The sequence below is a fragment of the Microbacterium sp. R86528 genome (assembly GCF_044596335.1).
In the GTDB taxonomy this organism is placed as follows: domain Bacteria; phylum Actinomycetota; class Actinomycetes; order Actinomycetales; family Microbacteriaceae; genus Microbacterium; species Microbacterium marmarense.
Genome location: NZ_CP138996.1, coordinates 812,559 through 836,306, shown reverse-complemented (window position 1 = coordinate 836,306; position 23,748 = coordinate 812,559). Strand labels below are relative to the sequence as shown.

Sequence of the window (23,748 nt, the reverse complement as noted above, 5' to 3'; positions counted from 1 at the left end):
TGCTCGTAAACACCCACGCCGAATCGCAACGTACCTGAAAGGCAATCATGCTGCTCGAACGCATTTATGACGAGGACCTCGCTCAGGCGAGCTATTTCATTGGATGCCAGGTGAAAGGAGAGGCAATCGTCGTCGATCCGCGCCGTGATCTCGACGTTTACCTCGAGCTGGCTGAAAAGAACGGCATGCGAATCGTCGCGGTCACCGAGACTCACATTCACGCCGACTACCTTTCAGGAACCCGCGAGCTCGCCGCCAAGACCGGCGCCCAGATGTACGTGTCTGATGAGGGTGGCCCTGACTGGACCTACGGCGCTGACTTCGACGAAGCAACTCGAATGAAGCACGGCCATCAGATCGTGTTGGGCAACATCACGGTTGAAGCCGCTCACACTCCAGGACACACGCCTGAACACATGTCGTTCCTTGTGACCGACGGTGCGCAGGCGACTGCTCCGGGCTTCATGCTCACCGGAGACTTCGTTTTCGTCGGCGACCTTGGTCGCCCCGACCTTCTTGACGAAGCCGCGGGTTTTGTCGACACGCGCTTCGGGGGAGCGAAAGACCTCTTCGCCAGTCTGCGCGATCAGTTTCTGCCCCTGCCTGACTATGTACAAGTGCTGCCCGCGCATGGTTCGGGTTCAGCATGTGGCAAGGCGCTTGGCGCAATCGCTTCGTCAACGGTCGGCTACGAACGCAATTTCTCGTGGTGGGCGAAATACCTTGAGAACAATGACGAGCAGGGGTTCGTCGACGAACTGCTCAATGGTCAGCCCGATGCCCACGCATACTTCGCGCGCATGAAGAGGCAGAACAAGCTCGGCCCTGCGGTCATGGGAACAGTCCGTGAGCTGCGTGAATACTCTGTCGAAGAGCTGACATCGGCGCTCACCGCTGACAGCGCTATCTTCGTCGATACGCGAGCCAACAGCGCGGTACACGAGGGCACCGTAGAGCGCTCACTAAACGTGCCGGGCGTAGCAAAAGCGGCGAGCTACGGCGCCTGGGTGTATGACCCAGAGCATGAGCAACGTCCGCTTGTATTGCTCGCTGATTCCCGCGAACAGGCCGAGCAGATGCGCGACCATCTCGTGCGAGTGGGCATCGACACCGTCGACGGCTACGTGCTTTCGCTGGCCGGACTTGAGCTTGTGAAGCCGGCGACCGTTGAGCCAGAGAACCTTGACTCGGTGGATGCTGCCCTGCTACTCGACGTGCGAAACCGTACTGAGTATTCCGAGGGACACCTGCCAGGCGCTGCGCAGCTATCGGGCGGTCGCCTCATGTGGCACCTCGATGAATTGCCTGAGGAAGGCACGATCGTCACCTATTGCCAGAGCGGCGTGCGCAACAGCGTTGCAGCCAGCGCACTGCGTCGTGACGGCTACGACGTGGTCGAGCTCGAGGGCAGCTATCTTGGCTGGCTCGCGGTGCCGGGCAACACCCCTGTTGCTGCATAGCGTGCCTGGTCACCGACGCTGATGGAGTCGCTAGTAGTTGTTGCGCTGCTCCTCGCCGTGCTGGTGGGAGTGTCGCTGGGTCTGCTCGGCGGTGGTGGGTCGATTCTCACCGTCCCGATCCTCACCTACGTGCTGGGCATGCCACCGAGAGAGGCCATCGCTGCGTCACTGTTCATCGTCGGAACGACGAGCGCGGTGAGCGTGATCTCTCACGCCCGAGCAGGCCGCGTGGTCTGGCGAACCGGCATCATCTTCGGCCTCGCGGGCATGGCGGGTGCCTTCGCCGGAGGACTGCTCGGAGGGTTCATTGCCGGGGTGGTGCTTCTCATCCTCTTCGCTGGGATGATGATCGTCACCGCAATCGCGATGATCAAAGGGCGCAAGCCGCGCGCAACAGGCGAGTCTGATGGTGCGCATCCGTTGCCCGTCATGCGCATCGTGATCGATGGGTTGCTGGTAGGCATCGCCACTGGGCTGGTCGGAGCCGGCGGGGGATTTCTGGTTGTTCCCGCTCTGAACCTGCTGGGTGGGCTCCCGATGGCAGTTGCTGTTGGAACGTCGTTGCTGGTCATCGCGATGAAGTCTTTCGCGGGGCTCGGCGGCTACCTGTTCTCCGTGCAGCTCGACTGGCCAGTCGTCTTGGGCTTTACCGCTGCGGCGGTCGCCGGTTCGTTCGTTGGCGTTGCACTCGCGGGCAAGATTCCCGAGCGTGCGCTTCGACGAGCATTTGGGATCTTCGTCCTGGCGATGGGTGTCTTCATCCTCGTGCAAGAGGTTCCACAGCTGTTCAAGTCGCTCGCCAGCGCGTGACCGAAATCAGATTTAGATCCAATCATCTCTACCGAAAGGAACGCTCATGCGTCGCTCTATTCCCCTTGCCATCTCGGCCGTTTTTCTCACGCTGGGTCTCGCTGCTTGTACGTCGACGACGTCGGCGAGCGACGCCACCACTGAGCTGAGTGAGGACACAATCATTCTCGATGTGCGCACGCAGGAGGAGTACGACGCGGGTCACCTTGAGGGTGCCCAGTTGCTCGACTTCAACGGCGGCGAAGTCGCGGCGGCCATTCCGACGCTAGACCCCGACGCCGAGTATCTCGTCTACTGCCGCACGGGCAACCGAGCGGGCCAAGCTATCGCGCTGATGGAAGAGGCTGGCTTCTCCGACCTCACCAACCTGGGCTCGCTCGAAGAAGCAGCCCAGACAACGAGCATCGAGATCGTCCGCTGAGCGTGGCCGGGCGATGGGCGCAGCCGATCAGGTGCGACTCGAGAGCTAGGTGAGGACCGACACCAGCGCGGGTCCTGACGCTCTCGTGGCAGCGAGGAGTGTTCACGCCGGCCCCCGAGCGTGACGTCATGCGATGCTGTTACGTGGCTTAGGGAGAACTAGATGACATTCGTGCCCCGTCAGGCAACAGCAGCGACAACGGCGATACTTGAGCAGCGCGAGGCGCTGTTCGCGAGCTCGCATGACTACGACACGGCGGTTTCAGGCTTCCACTGGCCCCAGTTGACGGAGTTCAACTTCGCACTTGAGTGGTTCGATGTCGTCGCTGGCGAGCACCCTGATCGTGCGGCGGTCACGCTGGTATCGGCCGATCTGAGCACACGATCGTGGTCATATGCCGACCTTTCTTCTCGCAGCGATCAGGTGGCTAACTGGCTGACCGAGATAGGCGTGCGCCGCGGCGACCACGTGATCGTGATGCTCGGCAACACCATCGAACTATGGGAGGTGATGCTCGCCATCACAAAGATCGGCGCGGTCGCGGTTCCCACCTCGACGCTACTATCGGCCACAGACCTTGAGTACCGTGTCGAGCACGGCGCCATTCGTGCCATCGTTACCGAGTCGAAGCTCGCACCCATTGCCGAAGCGATTGACGCGCAGGTCATTCGCGTGGGAACGGGACACGGCGCTCCCGAAGGATGGAACGCCTGGGTCGACTCCTACGACGCTCAGCCCACATTCACGCCGGATGGGCCCACGCCCGCTGGAGATGCCGCGCTGCTATATTTCACGTCAGGGACCACCTCGCAGCCCAAGCTCGTGCGCCACACCCATGTGTCCTATCCCGTGGGACATCTGTCCACTATGTGGTGGCTCGGCGTCAGACCGGGCGACATCCACCTGAATATCTCATCGCCTGGCTGGGGCAAGCACGCATGGAGCAACTTCTATGCGCCTTTTCTTGCCCAAGCCACGGTGTTTATCTTCACCTACGAGCGCTTTGACGCAGCTCAGCTGATGCACGTGATGCAAACACACGAGGTGACGACTTTCTGTGCACCCCCGACCGTCTGGCGAATGCTGATCCAAGCCGACCTCAGCCTGCTGAGCACTCCGCCGAGGGAGTTGGTGGGGGCGGGTGAACCGCTCAACCCCGAAGTAATCAGTCGTGTTCGGGCGGCGTGGGGTGCCAGCATCCGTGACGGCTACGGACAAACCGAGATGACGTGTGCGATCGGAAATGCACCAGGCCAGCCCATTAAAGACGGGTCGATGGGCAAGCCGATGCCCGGCTATCCGATCGTGCTCGCTGATCCGGTCACTGGCGAGGTGCGCGACGACGAGGGCGAGATCTGCCTCGATCTTTCCGTGCACACCCTGGGTCTTATGGACGGGTACCACAACGACCTTGCGCGCACCGCCGAGGCTTGCCGCGAAGGCCTGTACCACACCGGTGACATCGCTTCTCGGGATGCTGATGGCTATCTCACCTATGTGGGTCGAGCCGACGATGTTTTCAAGGCCTCCGACTACAAGATCTCGCCGTTCGAAGTTGAGTCGGTGCTCATGGAGCACCCGCTCGTCGTCGAAGCGGCGGTTGTGCCAAGCCCCGACGAGCTTCGTCTCGCCGTGCCGAAAGCTTACGTGCGACTCACCGACGCTGGCCGCGACCATGAGGCGGCGGCACGGAGCATTTTCGCTCACTGCCGCGAGCGCCTATCCGCCTGGCAGCGCGTGCGCATTCTCGAGTTCACTGAAGACTTGCCCAAGACCATTTCGGGCAAGATCCGGCGCGTGGAGTTGCGTGACTGGGAGGCGCAGCGTGTTGCCCAAGGCGGCGACACTGCCGATCAGCACTTCGAGCGCGACTACCGCGACTGATCATTCTTGGCGCCGCCGGGCTTGTGCCACGGGACCTTGGGCCCTGTGGCATCGCCTCTGGCTTCTCTAGCGTCGGTACTAGCGGTAACGCCGTCGCTAGCGCCAATGAGGGGAGTCGTTCGTGGACACCGTGGTGGTTGGATTCGATGGCACTGCGCCCAGCGTGAACGCCCTCGAATGGGCGGCGCACCGCGTGGCGAAACATGTCGCGCAGCTGAGAGTCGTCACGGTTGCCGTCGCCGACGATGATCCGCTGCTCGATGTTGGCGCCGGAGGCGTGCAGCAGGCGCACGCGATCGCACCATCAGCCGAGATCGTCGCGTCGCGTGTGATTGGCAAGATGCCGCAAGCGCTATTGGCTGCTGCAGCGGGCGCCACCCTTCTCGCAATCGGTGCTCACCGCCAACGTCCAGTACGGGCAGCCCTTGCTGGCTGGCCGCCACTGCATCTGGCCTCGAGGTCGCAGGGCCCGGTTGTGGTGGTGCCTGAAGACTGGTCAGATTCTGCCGGCCCGGTGCTGGTGGGAATCGATGACGATGATTCTTCAGCAAGCGCCGTGCGATTCGCCGCGGCTGAGGCTGAACGGCTCGGCCTGCGGTTGTTGCTTCTGCACGCCTGGCAGATGCCGTCCCCAACGACGGATGGGGCATTCGCCTACCTGGCATCGCCGCTGGAGCAGAAGGCCGTTCATCGCCGCATCCTCGATGACCTTCGCAGCGAGGTGCGAGCGCAGCATCCAGAACTGAATGTCGAGGGAGCCCTCGTGCAAGGAGCACCCAGCAGCGCGCTGCTCAGCGAGGCCAGGCGATGCTCGCTGATGGTGATCGGCACTCATCGCCGCAGCTTGCTTGAGGGTGCGCTGTTGGGATCGGTCGCCCAAGATACGCTGATGGGGTCACGCATTCCGGTTGGCGTAGTTCCTTCGTAGCGAAGAGCAACCCGAAGTTGGCATGGCGTGACAACACTCGTCCGACGGGAGACGCGGAATGTTCGAGAGCGGCGACACGCCCCTGCCGACGCCGCGCGAGGCTGAGCCTGAGCAGTACCGCCGCCGCATGCAGGACCTACTGCGAGCGAGCACTTCCGTAGTCGAACGGCTCGACCTTGATGTCGTGTTGCGGCGCATCGTCGAGGCGGGGATGAGGCTGGTTGACGCGAGGTACGGCGCGCTCGGCGTGATCGGTTCGGACGGAGCCCTTGAGCGTTTCATCCATGTCGGCATGAACGAACACGTGGTTGCGCAGCTGGGTCACCTGCCCACGGGCAAGGGGGTGCTTGGCGCTGTGATTACCGCCGGCGAGCCGATCCGCTTAGAGCATCTGTCATCGGACCCGCGCTCGGCTGGCGTGCCCGACCATCACCCTCAGATGGAGTCCTTCCTCGGTGTGCCAGTGAGAGTAGGTGATCAGGTCTACGGCAATCTGTATCTCACCGACGGAAAGAACGGCCCGTTCAGCGCAGACGACCAAGAACTGATCGTTGCCCTCGCTGCTACCGCCGGCATCGCAATCGAGAACGCTCGCCTCTACGATGCAGCGCGCACTCGCGAGGCCTGGCAGGCGGCTATTGCTGACGTGGTCACCGCCATGCTCGACGTCAGCGGCGAGAACGTGTTGGACGTCATCGCCGATCGAGTGGCTGCAGCAATCGAAGCCGACCTTGTGGCGGTTGCTACTCCTCACGGCGACGACGATCTCGAGCTGTCGGCGGTACACGGCCTCAACGCCGAGGCATTGCGCGGTCGGGTGTATCCCGCTGAAGGAACGTTGACCGCTCATGCGCTGAATACTCGTCGTGCCGTGAGCACCGACGCGCAACGTGGCGGCGAGATGTTTGAGTGGCAGCCGAGCCTGGGGCCCTCTGTTGCTATCCCATTGTTCGTAGGTGATGAGCCGCTGGGTGCTCTCGTCGTGTCTCGCACATCCGGAGGGCCCGGCTTCACCGCGGCCGACCTCGAGATGGCTTTCACCTTCGCCGCGCAAGCGAGCATCGCGCTCGAGGTGGTGCGCGCGCGAGACGAGCGCAGCCGCACCGCGACCGACCGCGACCGCGCCCGCATCGCCCGCGATCTGCATGACCATGTCGTACAGCGGCTGTTCGGTGCTGGTCTGTCGCTCCAGGCGGTCTCAGCGAGTGTCGATTCGGCTGCATCCGATGCCATCGAAACGCAGATTGACGTGCTCGATGCGACCATCAAAGACATTCGCACCATCATCTTCGCGCTGAGCAGAGGCGACCGAAAGGGTGCCAAGCAGTTGCGCGATCGCCTGCTCGATGTCGTTTCGGGTGTGACGGGCACGTGGACGACGCCACCTCACCTGTCGTTTGCCGGACCGGTAGACAGCCTGACGTCGTCGGCGCTCGCCGATGATGCCGTTGCGGTGCTTCGCGAGTTGCTCACTAACGTGGGCAAGCATGCGCACGCGACGGTCGTTTCGGTACGTGTCGCTCTCGTCGACGGCTGGATCGAGCTCGGAGTGCAAGACAACGGGAGAGGCATCCCTGAAGGTGAGGCTCGCAGTGGGCTGGCGAATATCGCAGACCGGGCGTTGCTGCGCGGCGGACAGTGCGAGATTGTCAGTGAGCCAGATGGTGGCACCCACGTGCGGTGGAAGGTGCCTATGGACGACCGGAGCCACGAATCATGATCCGCGTATTTCTCGTCGACGACCATGAAATCGTGCGGCGCGGTATCGCACAGCTCGTCGACACTCAGCCTGACCTCGAAGTGGTGGGCGAGGCAGGTACAGTCGCGGAGGCGCTTCGCAGAGTTGAGGCGTGCTCACCCGATGTAGCAGTGCTCGACGTGCGGCTTCCTGACGGAAACGGCGTAGATCTGTGCAGAGAGATCCGCTCTTCGCATCCAGCCGTTGCATGCTTGATCCTCACCGCGTACGACGACGACGAGGCGTTGCGCTCTGCCGTGCTTGCCGGGGCGAGCGGATATGTGTTGAAAGACATTCGCAGCGGCATGCTTGTCGAAGCGATTCGCCGCGCCGCTGCCGGAGGCACGATCCAGGCACCCGAGGTCATGCAGCGCGCGGCCCGCGGGCTGCACTCTGATCGCGAACGCCGCGATGAGAACAGCGCTCCAGCCCTGTCACTTCGGGAGAGCCAGGTGCTTTCGCTGATCGCTGAAGGGCTCACCAACCGAGAGATCGGCGCACGGTTGGGCCTTGCCGAGAAGACGGTCAAGAACTACGTCAGCGCTCTGCTCGCAAAGCTCGGCATGGAGCGGCGCACGCAAGCGGCGGTATATGGTGCGGAGCGCAAACACCAGTCCGGCTGATGCTCACGTGCTCACGTGCTCACGGGACCTTCGGCCCTTTACTCTCGGGCGATCGAGGAGTTGAGTAGGGATAGCACGGCACCAGCCGTACCCAGTCGAAGGGAGACGCCGTGGACTCCGCGATCGAGAACGTTGTCGAGCAGCTCAGCGCCGAGACATGCTGGGAATTGCTCACCCGTGCGCAGCTGGGCCGTCTTGCGCTCGCCGTTCACGGCGAGATCGACATCTTTCCGGTGAATTTCATCGTGCACGAGGGTTCGCTTCTGTTTCGCACTGCGCCGGGCACGAAGCTGTTCGAGCTGTCGGTGAATCCGCGCGTCGCGTTCGAAGTGGATGAGTTCGACGATGGTGTCGCCGCGAGCGTCGTGCTGAAGGGCGAGGCCGAACGGGTGGAGGCTCAAGACGAGGTAGATGAAGCCGACACCCTTGGCCTGAAACCGTGGATTCCCACGCTCAAGTACCGGTGGGTGCGAATCACGCCCACCTCGCTGAGCGGTCGTCGCTTCGTACGAGCACCTGAACCGGACAGATACGAAGTGATAGACGACTAAACCGGCGACATATCGTCCCATCGACAAGAAAGCCCAGCAGCACCCCGACCCACAGCAGCCACGTTCGAGGAAAGGAGCCGCACATCATGACCAGTTCCACACCCGCTCAAAGCGACGGTGCACAACAGACATCTGCGTCGGAAGTCCAGCCACGCACTGATGCACCCAACCCCTATCTCATTGAGCCGCACCACGAACCCAGTGCCGCACGCCTCGGTGTCCAAGAGATTCCCGTTGATGAATGCTGGCGGCTGTTGGAATCGGTCGGTCTTGGCAGGCTGGCGATCGTCGCCGCTGACGGGCGCCCCGACGTGTTTCCGATGAACTTTTTGGTCTACGACGGCAGCGTTGTCATCCGCACTGCTCCCGGCGGAAAACTGCAGGCGCTGCACTCGAAGCCTGCGGTGGCGTTCGAGGTAGATGGATCGGACGTGTGGCGACACTGGAGTGTCGTCATCCGCGGAGACATTGTGCGCATGGATGCTGACGAGCTGATCGAAGCGTCTGGTGCGCTGGAGCTCTTCTCGTGGAGCCCGACCGCCAAGCACAACTTTCTGCGCCTGAAGCCAGACTCTATTTCAGGTCGTCGCTTTCGCAAGCGTGGGCCCACGGCCGCCGGAGAAGTGGAACGCGAGGCCACCGGAGCGGGGGAAGACGAGCAAGCTCGTCTGCACGACGAGAAGCCATCGCCAATCCCGCACTACGCCCCGCTCGAGTGACACGTCTCGCTCGAGTGATACGTCCTGCCTAGCGTGGCGAAAGGGCAAGCGCCATCGGCATCTCAGCCGATCATTGCGCCCGCCGCGCCCGCCACGTAGGGGATCAGCCAGATCACCCACACTACAACGCTGAACCGGTGGAACGTGTGAATCTCTTTATCGCGACCGCGTAGCAAGACGATGACTGCCCACACCAGGTGGAAGGCCATCAGTGCAATCGCGATCAGGCCGCTCCACGCCATCACGGTGTCTAGAGCGCTTGCCTCAACGCCCGCGGCGCGGCGTTCGTTCGCGATGCTGCTCATCATGAGCGTGCCGGTGGTGTCGGCAGCGAGCCCGAGAGCGAAGAACGCGACGTGCCACCATTTCAGCACCTTCTGGATGCGCTCAGCCCACACCCCGATGGTGTAGAAAACGAGTGCGAGCGTGATGGTGACGATGGCGGCAGGCAGCATAGGGAACCTTTCTGGACTGCTGCGAGCCTATCGGTGCGGCGCGGCTAGTTGCCCACGGCAGATCGCGCCACGTGTGATCTCGCATGCTCGATTGCTGGTTGCAGTTCGGCGAACAGATGGTTGGGATGGCGGAGGGAGTCCACCGTTCCCAGTCGCTCGAGCACCTGCATGTGCTCGGTCCTGATGCCTTTGATCAAGACGGTCACACCACGTTGTTCCAACGTGTTGACGAGCTCGGTCAAGGTGCGGGCTCCTGTCGCATCGATCAACTGCAATTGCGAGAGGCGCAGGATCACCACCTCAATACCCTGCTGATCGCTGATGCGATCACGCAACCGCTCTGCTGCGCCGAAGAACAGCGAACCGTCAATTCGGAAGAGCCCGATTCTCTCGTCGCCCGGCATCGCAGAGCCAGGCAGCTCCTCTCGACGCACGCCGCTCGCTTCGCTGAGCGCACGCAGAGCGAAGAATGCGGCGACCACAATGCCGATGCCGACCGCAACGATGAGATCGAAGCTCACCGTAATCACCGCGGTGATGACAAACACGACGGCATCTGCTCTGGTTGAGCGCAGCACCAGGGCGATCAGTCGCGGAGACATCATGCGTGCCGCGGTCACCATGAGAACACCCGAGAGTGCGGCCAGCGGGATCGTTGCGACAACCGTTGCGGCCGCATACACGACCGCAAGCAACGCGAGTGAATGCACGAGCGCAGAGACTCTCGTGCGCGCCCCCGAGCGCACGTTGACCGCCGTGCGCGCGATAGCTCCGGTAGCAGGCATCCCACCGAAGAAACCGGAGGCGATAGACGCGAGGCCCTGCCCGACGAGTTCACGGTCGGCATTGACCGGACCGGTATCGGCCATTGACGCCGCCACACGCGCTGACAGCAGCGATTCGATCGCGGCAAGAGCGGCCACCGCGAATGCTGGGCCGATCAGGCTCAGCGTGGTCTCCACGGTGAACAGCGGCAGGGTTGGCGCTGGCAGAGAGCGCGGCAGCTCGCCGATCGTCGCGAGCGGCAACGCAAAGATGGCCGTCGCGAGTGTCACGACAACGATGGCGATGAATGATGCCGGCAGGCGGCCGCTCACCCGGCTGAGCAGCACCATGATCAGAGCCACGGCAATCACGGCGGCGACAGGTAGCAGGGCGGCAGGCCATTCAGCATCCATCACTGATTGAACCGCCGCGACCAGCGCGTTCGTGCTGTGGCCCGTGCTGGCGACCCCGACCGCAGCGGGAACCTGCTGGAGAAAAATGATGATGCCGATGCCAACGGTAAAGCCTTCGATGACTGGCCAGGGGATATAGCTCACGGTGCGGCCGAGTCGCAGAGCCCCGGCCACCAGCACGATCAACCCAGCGAGAATGCTGACGATCACCACGGCTTCGACACCGTGCAGTACGACGATAGGCGCCAGCACGACGACCATGGCGCCGGTGGGCCCAGAGACCTGCACGTTCGATCCGCCGAACACTGCCGCCACGATGCCAGCAACAATCGCGGTGATCAGTCCCGCTTCAGCGCCGACACCCGAACTGACGCCAAAAGCCAGAGCCAGAGGAAGGGCAACGATACCTACGGTGATTCCTGCGGCGACGTCACCTCGCCAGCTTCGGCGTAAACCTCGGTAGTCACCGCGACTCGGCAACAGTGCGCGCAGCGACCGTGACGAAGCGCTCATCGTGCCGGGGAGATCGAAGGGAGCGTGTCGGCAATTGCTCGCTGGTCGGCAGACGCGTGCAACAACTGGTCGAGCAGTTGGCGAGCAACCATCAGCAGATCCGCAACCTGCGGGTACGCCAAGCGGTAGTAGACCACGCTCGCGCGGCGCTCAGACACAACCAGTCCGTAGCGACGCAATACCGACAGATGCTGCGAAAGGTGCGAGGCCTCGAGTCCGGTCTGAGTGAGCATCTCTGAGACGGATGCTTCATCGGCACTCGAGAGAATCTCGAGCACGCGAATGCGATACGGATGCGCGAGCCCCTTGAAGAGATTGGCTTTGATCTCGTAGAGCGGGCGCTCATCATTGTCGAACACTGGGTGACTCCGGACCCTAGAGAATAATGAATTGATGGATTCATCATATCGCCACTGAACGATCGCGATATCGTGAAGGCGGTCAGTTCGCGCGTCAACAGGAGTCAGTCATGCCAAGCCATCGCATTCTTCGCATGTCTTTCGCGAGCATTTACGTGCTCTACGTGCAGAAGGTCGAACGCAAGGGCAAGTCCAAAGCAGATGTCGATACGGTTATCGAGTGGCTGACCGGTCACGACGACGAGAGCCTCGCTAAGGCAGTCGCAGATGAGGTCAACCTCGAGACGTTCTTCGCCGAGACGCCCGCTTTCAATCCCGACGCGTCGCTCATCACGGGTGTGATCTGCGGCTACCGTGTCGAAGACATCGAAGACCCGCTGATGCAGAAGATTCGCTACATGGACAAGCTCGTCGACGAGGTTGCACGTGGTAAGAAGATGACCTCGATCCTTCGAACGCCTGCGGCCTGACGGGTTCGCTATAGGGCATGCACGCCCCGCGTCACCTGCCAATGCGCTGAGCAGCGCCGGTCTGCCTTGCGGCGTGCGGCCACGCACCCGACGATGGAGGGGTGACGACCCCTGACGAGACGACTGCGCCCCCGCGCCGCTGGCCGTGGATCGTCGCAGCCAGTGCCCTCGCAGCCATCGCGGTAGTGGTCTTTTCGATGTGGATGCTGCGCCCCGCCGAAACGGCAGCATCCACTCCCATCGCTACGCCAACGGCGACTCCTACACCGACTCCTACTCCTACTCCGACTCCCACCGGCTTTCCGGCCAACACGGCGACGTACGACGTGACGACGCTCGAGCAGGTGAGCGTGTTCTCGGTGCTTGAGAAACTTCCGGTGGATGATGAGCCAGCGGCATCCTTCGTGGGAGAAACCGCTCTTGCTCTCGGAATCGGCGCGCCCGTCTTCGCGGATCCTGAGGGTGAGCCCGTTGCGTATGTACCGCGGGAGTTCCCCTACGACGGCACCTTGCTTCCGGTGATCGAACGCCAGACCAATTGGGTGCACGTGCTGCTCACTGGGCGTCAGGCTACTCCGTCGACGGGCGATCCCGCCCAGGTCACCGGATGGCTGCGCATGCAAGACGTCGAGCTTGCGCCAAACGACACCGTGGTCAAAGTCGATATCTCAGACCGCACCCTCGACATCGTGACCGACGGCGAAGCGGAGCGCATCGCCAACGACTTCGCCTGGGGCACCGACGCAACGCCCACTCCACTCGGGCGCACTTTCATCATGACCACCCGTGTGGTGGAAGAGTTCTGGTACACCCGCGGGCACCCGATCGTGTATCTCGCAGTGCAATCGCCCACGCTGGATGGTTTCGGGGGAGCGGACGTTGCAATCACCGCATTCCATTACCACGACCAAAGCTCGGGCGCTATTTCCAACGGGTGCATTCGACTGGATGCAGATGCCATAGATACGCTCGCAGAGTTGCCGATCGGCACCCCGGTCGTCATTGAGCAATAACCGTCACACAAGGAACCTCATGAACCAGCGCCCCCTCGCTCGTACCGGTCGAAACGTCTCCACTATCGGCCTGGGAACTTGGCAACTAGGAGCAGACTGGGGTTCGGTGAGCGAAGAAGATGCGACCGCAGTTCTCGCAGCGTCGGCCGACGCCGGCGTGACGCTCTTCGATACCGCCGATGTCTACGGCGATGGCCGCAGCGAGTCGATCATCGGCGCGTTCCTTGCATCGCGTCCAGGGCATGGCATCACCGTCGCCACCAAGATGGGCAGGCGCATGGCGCAAGAGCCCGAGAACTACGTGCCCGAGAACTTCCGCGCGTGGACCGATCGCTCCCGCAACAACCTCGGCGTTGACACCCTCGACCTCGTGCAACTGCACTGCCCGCCCACCACGGTCATCAACAGCGACGAGACGTACGACGCGCTTGATGCACTGGTCACCGACGGTGCGATTGCTGCCTATGGCGTTTCGGTGGAAACGACTGCGCAGGCGCTCGCTGCTATTTCGCGTCCGAACGTCTCAAACGTGCAGATCATCTTCAACCCGTTCAGGTTGAAGCCGCTGGATGAGGTGCTGCCGGCGGCCGAGGCCGCAGGCGTCGCGGTTTTTGCTCGGGTTCCGCTGGCCTCGGGGCTGCTCTCAGGCAAGTACACGGCCACCACGACGTTCGCCGAGAACGACCACCGCACGTACAACCGCCACGGCGAAGCCTTCGACCGCGGCGAGACGTTCTCGGGCGTGGACTTCTCCGTGGGCCTCGAGGCAGTAGCGGAGCTGACTCGTGCTCTGCCCGACGGGGTCTCGCTTCCCGCGGCGACTCTCGCGTGGATTGCCTCACGCACTGGCGTGACATCGGTTATTCCGGGTGCACGCAACGTTTCGCAAGCGCGGGCAAACGCTGACGCGGGCGCCCTGGCCGAGGGCGAGTTTGACGTAGATCTGTTCGATTCTGTGATCCGAAACGTGTATGACCGGTTGTTGCGAGATGTGATTCACCCACAGTGGTGATACGCGGTCTTGTCTGAACTGTGCGTGCCGAGCTGTGCCCGCGCAGGGGTGTGGAGAAACAGCATGCGGGTGCGCTGGGCTGTGGTGGACTACGTGCATGATCATCGAGTTCGAGAGCGAAGTCTTTCTGTGGGATGCGCGCGCCGATGTCGCCATGCACCTCACCTCGGTCCCACCTGAACTGAGCGAAGACATTCGTGAGATTCCTCGGCCGCACCGCGGTTTCGGGGCGGTAAGAGTGATTGCGCGAGTCGGCGGTTCCGAGTGGAAGACGTCGATCTTTCCCGACAAGAGAACTGAGACCTACGTGCTACCTCTGAAAAAGGCGGTTCGCAACGCAGAAGGTCTCGTCGAGGGCGGGCCTGTTCGGGTGCGTCTTGAGGTGCTGGATGCCTAGCCGTTCGCGGGGGCACCGGGCCGATGTTGAGCGGGTCGCCGGAACGCTGCCGAGACGGGTATGACACCCGCCACTGCGATCCTGCTAATTTTCCTCACGGCAGCTGGACTCGCCGTCGGCTATCTGCTCAACGGCGTCGTTGCGCGCGTGCAGCCGTGGCTTGAGCCATCGCCAGAGCGCACTCGCCTTCGACCGGCCGCTCATATGCACGCAGGGCCGCGCCGCACCGCAGTCATGCTGCTCACACCGCTCTCATTTGTGGGCGTGACATGGTTCTTTGTTTCAGATGCTGACCCGAGCCGTGCCAATGAAGTGTGGTCCCTTGCGGTCACGATTGTTGCGTTCCTCTATTTCGCCGCCGTCTCGATCGCGCTTACGTTCATCGATCTCGCAACCCATCGTTTGCCGAATGCTCTCGTCTTGCCGTGCTATCCCGTAGGCGCTGCGCTCCTGGGCTGCGCGTCCTTGCTGGTCGGTGACTGGCAGGCAGTGCTCACTGCAGTGGCGGGGATGGTGATTCTATTCAGCTTCTACTTCATGCTCCGCTCTCTGCAGCCCAGGGGCATGGGCGGCGGTGACGTCAAACTCGCCGGCGTGATCGGAATGTATCTCGGGTGGCTGGGCTGGACCGCGCTCGCCGTCGGGGCTTTCGCCGCCTTCCTGCTTGGAGGTGCGGTCGGCGTTGCGCTCATTCTGGGTGGCCGAGCGAGTCGAACGACGGCATTGCCGTTCGGCCCATGGATGTTGGCAGGGGCCTGGGTCGGCATCGCGCTGAGCGACAGCACGCTTCTTGTCTCCTGACGCTGACTTCTGCAGGGTGCGCGACCGGTGCGTAGCGAAAGATCTCGGGGTTGCATAGCGCTGAACGACGGGTCTGTCCAACCCAGTTGTCTGGAGCGTCAGGCTCGCTATCGTGGCGGTATGAAGGAGTTCATCGCGAAAGCCATTGCTTGGGTGCTGTCGCTCAAGCTCGTACGATCGGCGTTGCTCTACGTAGAGCGACGCGGTCCCATGCTGGCAGACAGCGTCACATACCGTGCGCTGTTCAGCGTGTTCGCGGGCGTGCTGCTGGGCTTTTCGATCGCGACGATCTGGCTGGCGGGAAACCCGGTCGCGTGGCAGGCGCTCATCGATGCAGTCAACAACTTCGTTCCGGGCCTCGTCGGACCCGATGGCATCATCGAGACCGACGAAATCGACGCACCCGCCGGACTGACCGTTGCGGGAACGATTTCTCTCATCGCCCTGGTCGCGGCGGCGATCGGAGCGATTGCCACGCTGCGTTTGGCGATCCGGTCCATCGCTGACTTCGCCCAACAAGACGGGTTCTTTCTGTGGGTCATGTTGCGCAACCTGCTGCTGGCCATTGGAATCGGGCTTGCACTCGCGGCCTCGGCGGCCATCACCTTCATCGGAACTGCAGGGCTCGATCTGGTCGCAGGTTGGCTCGGCATCACCGAGAGCTCGGCATTGATGGAGTTCGGCTCGCGTGCGCTGACGCTCATCGTGGTATTCGCGATGGATGCTGCGATTATCGCGGTGCTCTTTCTCACGCTTTCCGGTGTAAAGCCGTCAGCACGTTCGCTGTGGAGCGGTGCGTTGCTTGGCGCGGTCGGCCTGACCGTATTGCAACAACTGTCATCGTTGTTCGTGGGTGGTGCATCGTCTAACCCGTTGCTCGCTTCTTTCGCATCGCTCATCGCGTTGCTGCTGTGGTTCAACCTCTCGGCACAGGTGATTCTCATCGCTTGCGCCTACATCGTCACGGGAATCGAAGAGGAGCGCGACCGGGTTCGTGCAAAGTTCGGGGCGTCGACCTTCGCTCAGCGCAGAGTGCGGCGCGCCGAGAACGAGGTGCGTTTCGCGGCCAAAGAACTGCGAATAGCCCGAGAGGCTGAGGCAGCAGAGCGCGAAGGTGACGAGGGTAAACAAGACACCCCTGAGGCAAAGTCGGGTTCATGACGACCTGGGCGACCACCTACACTGCGGCGCAGGTGCGGGCGGCGGAGGCACCACTGCTGGCTGCGGGGGTTCCCTTGATGTTGCGCGCTTCAGCCGCTCTCGCCGAGGAGCTGAGAAGAGAGCTGACTGAAGTCCACGCCCCACGAGTGCTTGTTCTCGCGGGCAGCGGCGACAACGGTGCGGATGCCTTATTCGCCGCCGCCGAACTGGTTTCGCAGAGTGCCGCCACCGTCATGGCGGATGCTGATCCCTTCGCGCCCGTGCAGACGGCCGATAGAGCGATAGCCGTCGACGTGCTGCTCGTATCCGAGCGCTTCCATGTCGCGGCCCTCACCGAGGCGGTCTCGGCAGGCGCGCGGCGGATCGACCTGGCCAGGCTGCGAGACAGCGCAGCGAGCTACGACCTCGTTGTAGACGGCATTCTCGGCATTGGGGCGGGTGCGAAATCCGCGTTGCGCGGTAGTGCGCGCGAGGCGGTGCAGGCGCTCTTGCACGCCGCACGAACCGGCGCGTTGCGCGTAGTGGCAGTAGATCTTCCGAGCGGCATTCACCCCGACACTGGCGAGGCAGACGAGGTGGTGTTGCCCGCTGCGGTCACCGTCACGTTCGGCGCAGTAAAGGCTGGACTGGCCATTGACCGCGGTCCCGAGCTGAGCGGCGATATCGTGTTCGTCGATCTCGGTCTTACGCCCGGCCTCAGAGCGGAAGCGCCGGCGGGCGAGGCTGAGATTGCGCGTGTTGTTCGGGCGTAGCGCCTCGCTGGGGCGAGACAGGTGACGGGCAAGTAAAAAATTGGACCTCGACGCCTAGAGAGCGCTGTTAACCGCGGGGGACTCGGTAGTTTCGTACTCATGCCTGATCACTTGCATCCCACACACCCGCTTGCGCTTGCGCCGGTCGCCGCGCCGCCGAGCACGGTCGATGGATTCGTGCGGGAATTTCTGTTGAACCTCAACTCCGGCCGCGGAGTCACGCTTTCGAATGCCAGCGCGACTGACAAGTATTTCGCGCTGGCACACACAGTGCGCGACTATCTCATGGCGCGCTGGCTGGAAGACCTCAGACGTCAGCGCGAAGTGCAAGACAAGGGAGTCGCGTACCTCTCCGCTGAGTATCTTCTTGGCCGCCAACTCGACAACAACCTGCTCGCTTCCGGCCTGAGCGAGATCGCCGAAGAGGCGCTCGCCGCCTGTGGCATCGATCTTGACGACCTGCGTCAGCAAGAGGTCGAACCAGGACTCGGCAATGGCGGTCTCGGTCGCCTCGCCGCCTGCTTCATCGACTCACTCGCCACGATGGGGGTTCCCAACGTCGGCTACGGCATTCGATATGAGTACGGCATCTTCCGCCAGACATTCGTCGATGGGCAGCAGGCAGAACAGCCCGACGCGTGGCTGTCGCTCGGGTCGCCGTGGGAGTTCGCACACCCTGAAGGAGCGCAGACGATCGCATTCGGTGGCCACACCGAGACCTACGACGACGAGGGAGTGCAACGATCTCGCTGGATTCCGGCATGGAACGTGCAGGCGGTGCCCTACAACTACATGGTTCCCGGCTACCAGAACGGACGCGTCAACACGCTTCGGCTTTGGAGCGCGGTGGCCACAAACTCGTTTGATCTTCGGGTGTTCAACTCGGGAGATTACGAAGAGGCAGTACGTGCCCAGACCTATGCCGAGAACATCTCGAAGGTGCTGTACCCCGAGGATTCGACCCCCCAGGGCAAAGAGCTTCGACTGCAGCAGCAGTATTTCTTTGTGGCGGCATCGATCAGAGACGTCTTCGATGTCATGCTCCCGGCTGATTTCGAACTGACCAACCTGCCAGAGCGGATCATCTTCCAGCTCAACGACACCCACCCGGTGATCGCGGTTCCCGAGTTCATGCGCGTGTTGGTCGATGAGAAGAAGATGGATTGGGATGCTGCGTGGGCAGTCACGCAGCAGTGTTTCGCGTACACATGTCACACTCTGTTGCCAGAGGCACTGGAAGTCTGGCCCGTCGAACTGCTGGGCCGGCTGCTGCCGCGACACCTCGAGATCATCTACCGCATCAACGAAGATTTTCTCGTCGCCGTCCGCGAGAAGTTCGGCGATGACGAGATGCGCATTCGCGACATGTCGATTATCGGCGAGCATCCGGTGCGCTCAGTGCGCATGGCATATCTCGCGACCGTTGCCGGCGCAAAGGTGAATGGTGTCGCTGAGCTGCACTCCCAGTTGCTGCGCGACAAGGTGCTGCCCGACTTCAACGAGTTCTACCCGGGAAAGTTCATCAACGTCACCAACGGCGTGACGCCTCGACGGTTCGTACGCCTCGCGAACCCGTCGTTGTCAGGGCTCATCACCGACGCGCTGGGAACCGGCTGGGTCACTGATCTTGAGCGGTTGCGAGAACTCGAAGCCTACGCTGAAGACCCCGAGTTTCGCACACAGTTCGCCGAGGTGAAGGCAGCCAACAAGCGCCTGCTCAGCGATGTGCTGCGCGAACGCGACGACTTCGAAGTGAGCGACGGACACATGCTCGACGTCATGGTCAAGCGGTTGCACGAGTACAAGCGTCAGATGCTGAAGGTGTTGCACATCGTCACCACGTATGAGGGGATCATCTCAGGTCGCGTCTCGGCCAGCGACGTTCAGCCGCGCACGTTCATCTTCGGTGCAAAGGCGGCGCCCGGCTACGCCATGGCGAAGCGCATCATCCACCTGATCAACGCGGTCGGCTCTGTCGTGAACAATGACTCGAGGGTTGAGGGCAAGCTCAAGGTGCTCTTCCCGCCGAATTACAACGTCACCCTGGCGGAGCGAGTTATCCCTGCCGCCGACCTGTCAGAGCAGATCTCGCTCGCGGGCAAAGAGGCATCTGGAACGGGCAACATGAAGTTTGCTCTCAATGGGGCGCTCACCATCGGCACCGATGATGGTGCCAATGTCGAGATTCGGGAGCTGGTCGGTGACGACAACTTCTTCCTGTTCGGAATGAGCGAGCCCGAGGTGGAATCGCTATGGGTGAAGGGATACAAGCCGAGTTCGTTCTACAACGCCGACAGCGGCTTGCGCCGTTCACTCGATCTGATCGCATCCGGTGCATTTTCGGGTGGGGATCGCTCAATGTTCGAGCCCATAGTGTCGAATCTGCTCTACGACGACCGCTTCATGGTGCTGGCCGACTACTCGGCCTACATCGGGGCTCAGGCCAAGGTAGACGCGGCATACGCCGACCAGGACGCCTGGACGCGTTCGGCGATCCTCAATGTGGCGCGGTGCGGATACTTCTCGTCGGATCGCTCCATGCGCGACTACATTGAGCGCATCTGGCACACCGCGCCGTCGTTCTAGTGCGCTCTGGGGCGTTCAGCGCGCGTAGCGCTGTACGAAGGCGCGCAGGATCCGGCTCGGGTGCGAGACAGATGCGGCCCGCACCGCACTGAGCGTCAGTTCAAGCTCGTCAGCCGCGAAGTAGCCGTGCTCTGCGTAGGCATGAATGCGAGTGGTGATGCCTTCGACATCGAGTTCTGGATGAAACTGCGTCGCGTACACGTTCTCGCCAACGCGGAACATCTGCACGGGGCACGTCGCCGACGAGACGAGCAGGGTTGCACTGTCGGGCAACTTCGAGATGGCCTCTTTGTGCCCCACGAACGCGCCGAAGGTAGACGGCATATCGTGCAGCAATGGGTCGGCAGCTCCGGCGTCTGTCACGCTGAGTGAGACGACGCTGATCGGCTCGGAATAGGTGCGATCAATCGTGGCTCCGAGAAATGCGCCTACCGTGCCGACGCCGTAGCAGGCGCCGAGGAATGGAAAGTCTCGCGCAACAACTTCGGTGAGCACCGTGTGAAAGTCGGCTTCCACACGGTGTTGCACAGGCGACTTCTGGTCGGGGGGATCGGACGCGTTAAACGGTCCGCCACCGACGAAGATGCCCGAAAGGTCGTCGAGGTTCAGCTCGGGCATCGGCCCCGCCTCGAGTCGCACGCGGATGAGCTGTTCGGGCGCGAGTCCGGTGTAGCGAAGGAAGAGTTCGTACTCTTCGTCAGCCGGCAGATCCTCGGCGCGGGTGGCGAGCAGAACGAAAGGTTTCACACCTGCCATTATCTCGCGACCGGGCGAGCCTGCGGCGCCAGCTCATTATCGCTCCTGATGCCGAAGTCAAGTTCGAAGACAATGGTGTTGGCCGACGCTAGGCTCGGATCATGGCTATCGCACGATTGCACGGCGGCCCGCTCGACGGGCAGATTCTTCCCCTCGACGATCCCGCTATGGAACGGCTCATCGTCCCCTACAGCGAGACGCAGGTCGTTTACGCACGAAAAGGGCAACCCGAACATACCGGTCAGGGTGATGGGCCCACCGAGTCGGCGTTCTGGTTCGTCGAGTCGCAGGACGACATCGATCCAGACCCAGATGCCCCGCGTGACCGCCGCTGATTCCACAGCAGGTGCCGCAGCGCCGCGGCGGTCTGTCGAGGTAGAGCTCAAATTCGACGCCGACACCGAAACGTCGTTGCCGAACTGGATCAGCGTGCCCGGCATCGCTTCCGTCGGCGCTGGTGAGGTGCGAGAGCTTGACGCCCGCTACCTCGACACCACCGAGTTTGCCCTCGCCTCCGCGGGCTTCGCGTTGCGTCGTCGCACGGGCGGAGGCGATGCCGGATGGCACATCAAGGGTCCGCGCGTCGGAAATGGCCGTGTCGAGTTGCACTGGCCGCTGGGCAGTGCAGGGGAGGTTCCGGCCCCGGCGCTCGAGGTGCTGGCCGACGTCACTCAAGATCCGCTATTGCCACTCGCCCGAATTCAGAACTCCCGCACCGCGTACGCACTACGCGATGCCGCCGGAGGCGTGCTCGCAGAGTTCGCCGACGATGTCGTCTCGACGCTCGATGAGCGCTCCGGGGTCGAGCGCTCGTGGCGCGAGTGGGAAGTGGAACTCGGTCCTGCCGCACCCGATGACGCCGAGTGGCGCGCAGCGTTCTTCGCTGCCGTCGAGACGGCGGTCATCTCCGCTGGCGGCAAGGCCGCAGCATCCGAATCAAAACTGGCTCGAGCTCTGGGCTACTGAAGATCCACCCAGGCGCACGAAACAGCCCCGAGACTATTCAGTCCCGGGGCTGCTTCGTTGTTGTACGAATCACATATTGATCATGTGACCGGCGAGGCCGTGGAAGGCCTCTTGCACTGCTTCAGAAAGCGTCGGGTGGGTGTGCACGTTGCGTGCACCTTCGAGAGCGGTGAGGTCCCACTTCTGGGCCAGCGTCAGCTCTGGCAGAAGCTCTGATACGTCGGGGCCAATGAGGTGACCACCAAGAAGCTCGAGGTGCTCGCCGTCGGCGATGAGCTTTACGAACCCGATCGGCTCGCCCAGGCCGTTTGCCTTGCCATTCGCCGAGAACGGAAACTTCGCTACCTTGACGTCGTAGCCTTCATCGCGGGCCTGCTGCTCGGTGAGGCCGAAAGAGGCTACCTGCGGCGAGCAGAAGGTCGCACGGGGCATCATGCGGTAGTCGCCGAGGGCCATGGTCTCGGCCTTGCCGATGGTCTCAGCGGCTACAACACCCTGCGCTTCAGCGACGTGGGCGAGCTGCAGCTTCGCTGTGACATCGCCGATCGCGTAGATGTGCGGAACAGAGGTGTGCATGTAGTCATCGATTTCGATGGCGCCGCGTTCGGTCAGCTTCACACCGGTCTTTTCGAGACCGAAACCCTCGACGTTCGGTGCGAAGCCGATCGACATGAGAACCTTCGAGGCGTCGATCGACTGAGTGTCGCCGCCCGCGTTCGGTGTGTAAGTCACCGTGACATGGCTGCCGTGGTCGGTGACCGTCTCCACCTTCGTAGAGGTGAGCAGCTCAACGCCGTACTTCTTGTACTGGCGCGCGATCTCTTTCGACACGTCTGCGTCTTCGTTCGGAAGAGCGCGGTCTAGGTACTCGATGATCGTGACCTTGACGCCGTAGTTCACCAATACGAAAGCGAACTCCATGCCGATCGCGCCAGCACCGACGACGACGATCGATTCGGGCAGATCACGCGTCATGATCTGCTCTTCGTAGGTCACGACGTTGTCGCTCAGGGTGACGCCGGGGAGCAGCCGAACTGTCGAACCAGTAGAGATGATCGCGTTATCGAAGGTGAGCTCTTCGCTCGAACCATCTGCCTTTGCGACGGTCATGCCCTTGGGGCCGGTGAACGTTCCGCGTCCTTCGTACTCGGTGACCTTGTTCTTCTTCATCAAATAGTGGATGCCCTTGACGTGGGTCTCAGACACCTTGCGGCTGCGGTCCCACGCGGTGCCAAAGTCGAACGACACGTCGCCCGACATGCCGAAGAGCTCCGCTTTGTGGTTGAAGATGTGCGCGAGGTCGGCGTTGCGAAGAAGAGCCTTGGAGGGGATGCAGCCTACGTTCAGGCACACACCGCCCCAGTACTTCTCTTCGACGATCGCAACAGAAAGACCGAGCTGAGCGCTGCGGACCGCTGCGACATAGCCGCCGGGGCCCGCGCCAAGGATGACGACGTCGTAGTGAGGCATGACTAAAACCTTATCGTTTGGTAGTGGGGTCGGAATCAGCGAGAGACTTCTTCTGGCGCGAGCGTGATACGAGCAGGTAGATGACCGCACCAACAAGACCGAGAACGACGATGCCACCGACTATCCAGGGCCACACGGTCCCCGACGCGTCGTCAGCGTCCGCCGCTTCTGCAGTAGCGGTAGCAGAAGGCTCAGCGGTGGTTGCCGCGGTCGGTTCGACGATCGGCTCTTCGGTAGCAGTCGGCTCGGGCTCGGCGGTTTCGGTGGGGATGGGCGCGGTGACCGTAAAGGCATACTCGCCAGATATCGGGTGCCCATCGCTTGAGACAACCTTCCAGAGCACTGTCACTTCACCGATCGCCTCGCCTTCAATGGGCTGGATCAGCACGTTGTCGGTGACAGCAGGATCCGCAGCGACAAGCGAGATGCCCGACGCATCGGTGACCTCAATCTCAGAGGCTCCCTCTTCTTGCGAGATCGCGTCGCTGAAGGTCAGCCTCACCTCGCTTGGCAGCACATCGAGTGTCGCGTCTGCCGCGGGTTCGGAGCCGGTGAGCTCGTCGTGCGCGTGCGCTGGCGAGGCGAACATCAGCGTTGCGAATGCCAGGAGCATGGCTGCCAGAATGGCGAGCAGGCTTCGAGAGAGCACGGTCACTGATTTCGCTGAAGTACGCATCACCTCCAGGCTACGCCTGTCGACGAGGTTGCGATTGCGTGCGTCATAC

General features: G+C 62.4%; 25 protein-coding genes. 19 read left to right on the top strand and 6 right to left on the bottom strand.

The window, feature by feature from the left end; genetic code table 11:
• Positions 1–47: 47 nt before the first annotated feature.
• The 9 genes from SJY18_RS04095 to SJY18_RS04055 all read left to right on the top strand — a co-directional run bounded on the left by SJY18_RS04095 (position 48) and on the right by SJY18_RS04055 (position 9,134).
• Positions 48–1,460, top strand: coding sequence for a rhodanese-like domain-containing protein (locus tag SJY18_RS04095; RefSeq protein ID WP_396668477.1), 1,413 nt, complete (start codon positions 48–50; stop codon positions 1,458–1,460).
• 21 nt (positions 1,461–1,481) lie between these two features.
• Positions 1,482–2,270 carry a sulfite exporter TauE/SafE family protein gene (locus SJY18_RS04090; protein ID WP_396668476.1) on the top strand — a complete coding sequence of 263 codons (789 nt, stop codon included), beginning with the start codon at positions 1,482–1,484 and terminating at the stop codon, positions 2,268–2,270.
• Between the two features lie 46 nt (positions 2,271–2,316).
• A complete protein-coding gene (locus SJY18_RS04085; protein WP_396668475.1) occupies positions 2,317–2,691 on the top strand; it encodes a rhodanese-like domain-containing protein in 375 nt (124 codons plus the stop codon).
• A gap of 162 nt (positions 2,692–2,853) precedes the next feature.
• Entirely contained in the window at positions 2,854–4,575 is a 1,722-nt protein-coding gene (locus tag SJY18_RS04080) for an AMP-binding protein (RefSeq protein WP_396668474.1), read from the top strand.
• Between the two features lie 121 nt (positions 4,576–4,696).
• A complete protein-coding gene (locus SJY18_RS04075) occupies positions 4,697–5,503 on the top strand; it encodes a universal stress protein (RefSeq protein WP_396668473.1) in 807 nt (268 codons plus the stop codon).
• 58 nt (positions 5,504–5,561) lie between these two features.
• Positions 5,562–7,223, top strand: a complete 1,662-nt coding sequence (locus tag SJY18_RS04070; RefSeq protein WP_396668472.1) for a GAF domain-containing protein — start codon at positions 5,562–5,564, stop codon at positions 7,221–7,223.
• On the top strand, positions 7,220–7,864 hold the full coding sequence (locus tag SJY18_RS04065; protein WP_396668471.1) for a response regulator: 645 nt from the start codon (positions 7,220–7,222) through the stop codon (positions 7,862–7,864). Before SJY18_RS04070 ends, SJY18_RS04065 begins: the two co-directional genes overlap by 4 nt.
• 110 nt (positions 7,865–7,974) lie before the next feature.
• Positions 7,975–8,415 (top strand): pyridoxamine 5'-phosphate oxidase family protein, encoded by a 441-nt coding sequence (locus tag SJY18_RS04060; protein ID WP_396668470.1) that lies wholly within the window; start codon positions 7,975–7,977, stop codon positions 8,413–8,415.
• An 86-nt stretch (positions 8,416–8,501) separates the two neighbouring features.
• A complete protein-coding gene (locus tag SJY18_RS04055) occupies positions 8,502–9,134 on the top strand; it encodes a pyridoxamine 5'-phosphate oxidase family protein (protein ID WP_396668469.1) in 633 nt (210 codons plus the stop codon).
• Positions 9,135–9,196: 62 nt separating this feature from the next.
• On the opposite strand, the gene SJY18_RS04050 is transcribed toward SJY18_RS04055, so the two are convergent.
• From SJY18_RS04050 to SJY18_RS04040, 3 genes are read right to left on the bottom strand one after another with little or no spacing between them, the layout of a single operon-like run.
• Positions 9,197–9,589: an HsmA family protein gene (locus SJY18_RS04050; RefSeq protein WP_363583975.1), complete on the bottom strand. Its 393-nt coding sequence runs from the start codon at positions 9,587–9,589 to the stop codon at positions 9,197–9,199.
• A 44-nt stretch (positions 9,590–9,633) separates the two neighbouring features.
• Positions 9,634–11,280 (bottom strand): SulP family inorganic anion transporter, encoded by a 1,647-nt coding sequence (locus tag SJY18_RS04045; protein WP_396668468.1) that lies wholly within the window; start codon positions 11,278–11,280, stop codon positions 9,634–9,636.
• Positions 11,277–11,639 (bottom strand): ArsR/SmtB family transcription factor, encoded by a 363-nt coding sequence (locus SJY18_RS04040; RefSeq protein WP_396668467.1) that lies wholly within the window; start codon positions 11,637–11,639, stop codon positions 11,277–11,279. The genes SJY18_RS04045 and SJY18_RS04040 overlap by 4 nt, the downstream gene beginning before the upstream one ends.
• 110 nt (positions 11,640–11,749) lie before the next feature.
• Between SJY18_RS04040 and SJY18_RS04035 the strand changes: the two genes are divergently transcribed.
• The 8 genes from SJY18_RS04035 to SJY18_RS04000 all read left to right on the top strand — a co-directional run bounded on the left by SJY18_RS04035 (position 11,750) and on the right by SJY18_RS04000 (position 19,831).
• Positions 11,750–12,109 carry a DUF2200 domain-containing protein gene (locus SJY18_RS04035; RefSeq protein ID WP_396668466.1) on the top strand — a complete coding sequence of 120 codons (360 nt, stop codon included), beginning with the start codon at positions 11,750–11,752 and terminating at the stop codon, positions 12,107–12,109.
• Between the two features lie 101 nt (positions 12,110–12,210).
• A complete protein-coding gene (locus SJY18_RS04030) occupies positions 12,211–13,122 on the top strand; it encodes a L,D-transpeptidase (protein WP_396668465.1) in 912 nt (303 codons plus the stop codon).
• 19 nt (positions 13,123–13,141) lie between these two features.
• Positions 13,142–14,134, top strand: coding sequence for an aldo/keto reductase (locus SJY18_RS04025; RefSeq protein ID WP_396668464.1), 993 nt, complete (start codon positions 13,142–13,144; stop codon positions 14,132–14,134).
• Between the two features lie 97 nt (positions 14,135–14,231).
• Positions 14,232–14,531, top strand: a complete 300-nt coding sequence (locus SJY18_RS04020; RefSeq protein ID WP_396668463.1) for a DUF1905 domain-containing protein — start codon at positions 14,232–14,234, stop codon at positions 14,529–14,531.
• 60 nt (positions 14,532–14,591) lie between these two features.
• The gene (locus tag SJY18_RS04015) at positions 14,592–15,332 is read left to right on the top strand and encodes a prepilin peptidase (protein WP_396668462.1); all 741 of its coding nucleotides are present in this window, start codon (positions 14,592–14,594) and stop codon (positions 15,330–15,332) included.
• A 120-nt stretch (positions 15,333–15,452) separates the two neighbouring features.
• Positions 15,453–16,493, top strand: a complete 1,041-nt coding sequence (locus tag SJY18_RS04010; protein WP_396668461.1) for a YihY/virulence factor BrkB family protein — start codon at positions 15,453–15,455, stop codon at positions 16,491–16,493.
• Positions 16,490–17,245, top strand: a complete 756-nt coding sequence (locus SJY18_RS04005; protein WP_396668460.1) for an NAD(P)H-hydrate epimerase — start codon at positions 16,490–16,492, stop codon at positions 17,243–17,245. The genes SJY18_RS04010 and SJY18_RS04005 overlap by 4 nt, the downstream gene beginning before the upstream one ends.
• A gap of 99 nt (positions 17,246–17,344) precedes the next feature.
• Positions 17,345–19,831 (top strand): glycogen/starch/alpha-glucan phosphorylase, encoded by a 2,487-nt coding sequence (locus SJY18_RS04000; RefSeq protein WP_396668459.1) that lies wholly within the window; start codon positions 17,345–17,347, stop codon positions 19,829–19,831.
• A gap of 15 nt (positions 19,832–19,846) precedes the next feature.
• Here the strand turns inward: SJY18_RS04000 and SJY18_RS03995 are convergent, their stop codons facing one another.
• Positions 19,847–20,578, bottom strand: coding sequence for a glutamine amidotransferase (locus SJY18_RS03995; RefSeq protein ID WP_396668458.1), 732 nt, complete (start codon positions 20,576–20,578; stop codon positions 19,847–19,849).
• Between the two features lie 110 nt (positions 20,579–20,688).
• Here SJY18_RS03995 and SJY18_RS03990 point away from each other — a divergent pair, with 110 nt between their 5' ends.
• Together SJY18_RS03990 and SJY18_RS03985 are read left to right on the top strand one after the other, a co-directional pair.
• Complete coding sequence (locus tag SJY18_RS03990) at positions 20,689–20,922, top strand: response regulator (protein WP_337337709.1); 234 nt, start codon at positions 20,689–20,691, stop codon at positions 20,920–20,922.
• A complete protein-coding gene (locus SJY18_RS03985) occupies positions 20,909–21,553 on the top strand; it encodes a CYTH domain-containing protein (RefSeq protein ID WP_337337710.1) in 645 nt (214 codons plus the stop codon). The genes SJY18_RS03990 and SJY18_RS03985 overlap by 14 nt, the downstream gene beginning before the upstream one ends.
• A 69-nt stretch (positions 21,554–21,622) precedes the next feature.
• On the opposite strand, the gene lpdA is transcribed toward SJY18_RS03985, so the two are convergent.
• Together lpdA and SJY18_RS03975 are read right to left on the bottom strand one after the other, a co-directional pair.
• Complete coding sequence (lpdA, locus tag SJY18_RS03980; protein ID WP_396668457.1) at positions 21,623–23,023, bottom strand: dihydrolipoyl dehydrogenase; 1,401 nt, start codon at positions 23,021–23,023, stop codon at positions 21,623–21,625.
• Positions 23,024–23,033: 10 nt separating this feature from the next.
• Complete coding sequence (locus SJY18_RS03975) at positions 23,034–23,699, bottom strand: copper resistance CopC family protein (RefSeq protein ID WP_337337712.1); 666 nt, start codon at positions 23,697–23,699, stop codon at positions 23,034–23,036.
• Between the last annotated feature and the right edge of the window lie 49 nt (positions 23,700–23,748).